Origin of the sequence: Acidiphilium sp. (genome assembly GCF_049977125.1) — a bacterium.
Lineage (GTDB): Bacteria > Pseudomonadota > Alphaproteobacteria > Acetobacterales > Acetobacteraceae > Acidiphilium.
In genome coordinates, this window is record NZ_JBMFGY010000195.1 from 1 (window position 1) to 4,402 (window position 4,402).

The window sequence follows — 4,402 nt, forward strand, 5'->3', positions numbered from 1 at the left end:
CATCGGCCGATCCTGATGGACCTGGAACCGATATAGCCCCGAATAATTCCACTACGCGCGATAATAGGGGTTATCGCGTGTAGGTCGATCCTGATGTCAACAAAATCAATGAGATGACCCCTGCCCTACCGCCCGCCCGTGACGGCTTGTTGCAATACGGCAGTCCGAGATCGACCTGTACCGCGTTACAGCATCGCCAGCGGTGCCTCGAAACTCGGCGGAGTGTGCGCCGCCTCGATCTCAGCTAGATCCTCGATCGTCAGTTTGATTGCCGCGGCGCCCGCATTTTCCCTGACGTGCGTGACGGTGGACGCCTTCGGAATCGCAATTACTCCGCCCGACCGCAAACACCACGCCAGAGCAATCTGGCCTGGTGTCGCCCCATGTCGTCTTGCAACGGTTATCAGCGCCTGAGAGCGCAGCAGCCGCCCGCCTTGCCCAAGGGGAGAATACGCCATGACCGGCATCGAATGGGCTTGGCACCATGGCAACAAGCTGAATTCGATCCCTCTTTCCTCTGGATGGTATAGAACTTGGTTGGTCGCACAACGTCCGCCCGCCGGCAATGCGCCAAGTTCCATCATATCCCTGGTGTCGAAGTTCGAGACCCCCCAATACCTGATCTGCCCGACCGCCCGTAGTCGTTCGAAGGCTTCAACGGTTTCGGCCAGCGGATAATCACCGCGCCAGTGCAACAGATAGAGATCAAGATAATCCGTTCTGAGCCGTTTGAGGCTAGCGGCGCACGATTTAGCGACGCCTAGTTTTGAGGCGTTATGAGGGTAAACCTTACTGACTAAAAAAACTCGATCGCGTTGTCCGGATATGGCTTCACCTACCAGTCGCTCGGAGGCGCCATTCCCATACATCTCAGCGGTGTCGATTAGACTCATTCCGAGATCAATTCCTTCGCGGAGCGTGGAAAGTTCAGAAGTAACGTGCGCTCGACTATCGCCGATGTTCCAGGTTCCCTGTCCAACGGCTGGAACTGCAGTGCCATCAGGCAAAATAATTCTCGGGATTTCTACGTTATTTTCCATTCTGACGGCATTTCTAAATCAGCCCCGAACGTTTCATCAGCTCTTGAATTCCTTCCCAATAAGAAAAACGATTTGACTCGCAGAATGAAATGAATGGAATTGCCACAGACTGTGGGGCTCTCGTATTAATAGCAGTAGTTGGGCCAAGTTCTTTTCGACGCCGACGTATCGTAATTATTTGTTCGTTATTCTCTCGACTCTTAAACCCAACTCGTTCTCCTGCCGCATCAGCACGCGCAATATCCTCAATATTAATTTCATTTTCTAGTCTATCCGGTCGAATGGTTTTAATTCTCTCGGCAGTTGATTGTTTTGCATTAGCAAAACCAAATACATCTTCATTCATCACGCAACCTCTTTCTCAGCATCTATTGGTACTATTAATCTTACCAGTTCATTAGCCAATTTCTCAGCGTTTATAATTGCTTCTGTCATTCCGTTAATATGTTCTGGGTTGAGCTCATGTAAACCAAGGCGCCGCACAAAAATTGCCTTATATGCTTGCCGCTCATGTATTTTAGTTTTCATCATTGGAAGTCCTGCATCATTGAGAGCTCCAACAATTTCTTTTTCAATTCTGGTTGTAATTATTGGATTAGTTCTAGTCAAAACAATGCGGAACGGAATTCGTCTGTCGCCAAGGGCCTCTTCCTCCTCATGAATCAAAGAAACTGCTCTGCTAGCTTGCCGAGCATCAACTCCACTCGCCTGAAGAGGAATGAGTACCATATCTGCCTGGGTAATTGCGCGAGAAACAAGCCTACTTGCCGTGCCTTCTAGGTCCACAAATACGAATTGTTGTCGTGAACGCTCATCACGGATAGTTCGTATTATGGAACTTTCGGTGGTGTCTCCTATTACGTTTAGTCGTAGTTTGCTTGATCCTGCCCTCCAATCAACAATTGGGCGATTGGGATCAGCATCAATGATTGTCACGCTTGCACCTAAGTGTGCCAGCGTTTGGGCTAAAATGAGCGTTGTTGTGCTCTTCCCAGCTCCACCTTTCGGATTAGCGGTTACGACAACCGGCATAGCACCCCCACTCAGGATAAAGAAAGCGATAGCTAGCACGTGCTGTTGGTTGCTTCAACACCCAACAAGTTTGTTTTAATGGCAATAGCTACAAACATGTAGCGTTATGTAGCAACATGTATGCTCTTTCTTGAAGATTGGTTTATGCCTTTGCCGCTGTGCCGTTCTCGCAATCCCCAGATCGATCTATCGAGATTGAGGTTTCCGGTTTGGGATTTGGCTACCATGCCGGCAAAATATCCGCCTGCGCTTGATGTAAAATCCTCAGGTGGTTTTGCTGAGACGATTGCGAGGGCAATTGCGGCTCGTTCACGGCCCATTGTGACGCAGGCATCCCCCCACAACGGTTTTGACACACCCAGGTCATGGCGCAGCCAGTCGGCGGCATCGACAATTTCGGGCCAGGATGGTGAGGCTCGTTTTAGGTAACATTTCAAACGAGGCGCAATTTGAAGAAGTTCATCAGGTCGGATTTTCATCACCGTTCCTCTATCATGTCGATCTAGTCGGCTCGTACTGCTTTTGTCGACCTCGTCAGATCTGGCAGACTTTTCGACATTTTCTCGACCAGCGACAAAGTTACATTTGTCCTGTGCCATTACCGTATCCGTAGGATTAAGTGTTTGATTTGTAGCTGTAATATGCGGCACATTTTTGTGCCCCTGGGGGCACATTTCCACAGAATCAGAGCCGCCAACTCCCTGTCTTGAAAGCATCATTTCCAAAGCTTGACGTGCCGTGGCTGCTATTGTTTCCAATGCCACAACAGCCGGCGTCAAAGTTGCCCGCGTGTCGTTGCCACGTAATGCACGACTTGCCGACGTCGCCGCATCTTGAAGTCCAGAAAGAGCTGGATCCTCGATCTGACATTCCTGGTACGTCTGCCAAGTTTGCCTGAGACTGTTGCGCGCAATCGTAGCCCGACGCCGAAGTAAGGCAATCGCAGCACGCTCAGCACGGTAGGCTTCCGCCGCGGCTCTGAACTCGTCGATCCGAACAGCGATCGGGGACAGGTCAAACCCATAGGCTTCAACAATCCGCCCACGAGCATCCCGCCGCCCATACCTCTTTCGGTTCGGGCTGTCGCGCATCGCAACCAAACCTAACTCAACCAAATGACGATTAAGTCGCTTCACATGAGTAGCGGTCAGACCCAACTCAGCGGCTTGCATCGATGCAGAAGGCCATACAATCGGCCGGCATCCAGGTAGCCAATCCTGGGGCTGGGTGAAACGAAACAACCAGTCCACCGCATGAATCGCACGTGGACTGATCCCAAAATGCGGGGCAGCTGACTTTAATGCGGCCAAAGCCTGACCAGGGGTGATTTCGCCCCCAAGAAAGCGTTTTGCTAGATTGTCCGCGGATAGCATGGCGGGTGTGATCCGCCGCAACCCAGTTTGGACGTGGATATTCTTGCGACCATACTGGCCACACAATTCGTCTGTCATGGTTCCTCCGGTTGACGAAAACCGCCGGAAGAGGGGAGGGGCCTAGCACACAGAAACCCGTTGCAAGCTTAGACTTGCAATTTTGATCCATATGAGCGATATCAGGAACCGGTCTTAGTGAATTTCGTTTTGGTCAGTTTGCCGCTGCCAAAACTTCCCGTCATCGCAAATTGTGTGAAAGTCCCGCCTCTCCGGCGGGCTTTTGCATTTTAGGCTGGTTTCATCGTTCTCCTCTGATGGTTTCGGACATAGTTCGCGGGTCGCTTCATCCGCGATTCGCAAAAAGCATCATGAGCGTTCCTCGTTACAGGAGCAATCAACTTGATGATGCCGTAATGGTTGGGCGGATTCGATCCGTGAAAAAAAGGCAAAGAACCTTTGATCATTTGACGCGCTGCTCCTGCAGGAACCCCGTCGCCCCTGCTCTCTCGACGCCACTGTCTTGAATTGCCGCCTTGCGTTGCAACACAGCACGACGAATTGCATCGATGCAGAAATCCAAGGCGTCTTCGTCGGCTAATAGAAAACGCTTTAGGTCAGCATAAAAATCCGCGCTCCTCAACGCCAGCTCGATTTGAACTGCATGCCGGATAAAGTCGGTGCGATCTTCATTCGGCTCAATGTGCGCCGCAATTCTTTCGAACGTCCTTTCTGGAAAGGCCATCACAGTTCGTTCGGCAAACTTTTTTGGTCGCGCCATGCTGGGATTATAGCTTCCCATGTTTGATTCCTTCAATCTAATGAGCGTTATACGATAACTGACATTAGTTATTGACTTATACGGTCTTTTATGGGAATTGCAACCCATGTACCCGTTCCCCTCATTTTTGAACGCTCCCCCACCGAGGCCGGCATGCTTTTGAACGCGGCCATCGTCGG

At 50.8% G+C, this 4,402-nt stretch carries 5 protein-coding genes; all 5 read right to left on the reverse strand.

Going from position 1 to position 4,402, the window contains the following annotated elements; genetic code table 11:
- Window positions 1-185: 185 nt before the first annotated feature.
- Window positions 186-1,040, reverse strand: a complete 855-nt coding sequence (locus ACP5E6_RS16470) for an aldo/keto reductase (protein ID WP_427955947.1) — start codon at window positions 1,038-1,040, stop codon at window positions 186-188.
- Window positions 1,041-1,053: 13 nt separating this feature from the next.
- Entirely contained in the window at window positions 1,054-1,386 is a 333-nt protein-coding gene (locus tag ACP5E6_RS16475; protein WP_427955949.1) for a hypothetical protein, read from the reverse strand.
- A complete protein-coding gene (locus tag ACP5E6_RS16480) occupies window positions 1,386-2,072 on the reverse strand; it encodes a division plane positioning ATPase MipZ (protein ID WP_427955951.1) in 687 nt (228 codons plus the stop codon). Before ACP5E6_RS16480 ends, ACP5E6_RS16475 begins: the two co-directional genes overlap by 1 nt.
- Window positions 2,073-2,176: 104 nt before the next feature.
- The gene (repC, locus tag ACP5E6_RS16485; RefSeq protein WP_427955953.1) at window positions 2,177-3,523 is read right to left on the reverse strand and encodes a plasmid replication protein RepC; all 1,347 of its coding nucleotides are present in this window, start codon (window positions 3,521-3,523) and stop codon (window positions 2,177-2,179) included.
- Window positions 3,524-3,905: 382 nt separating this feature from the next.
- Window positions 3,906-4,402 (reverse strand): hypothetical protein (locus ACP5E6_RS16490; protein WP_427955955.1); only part of this gene is annotated, 497 nt, incomplete at its 5' end.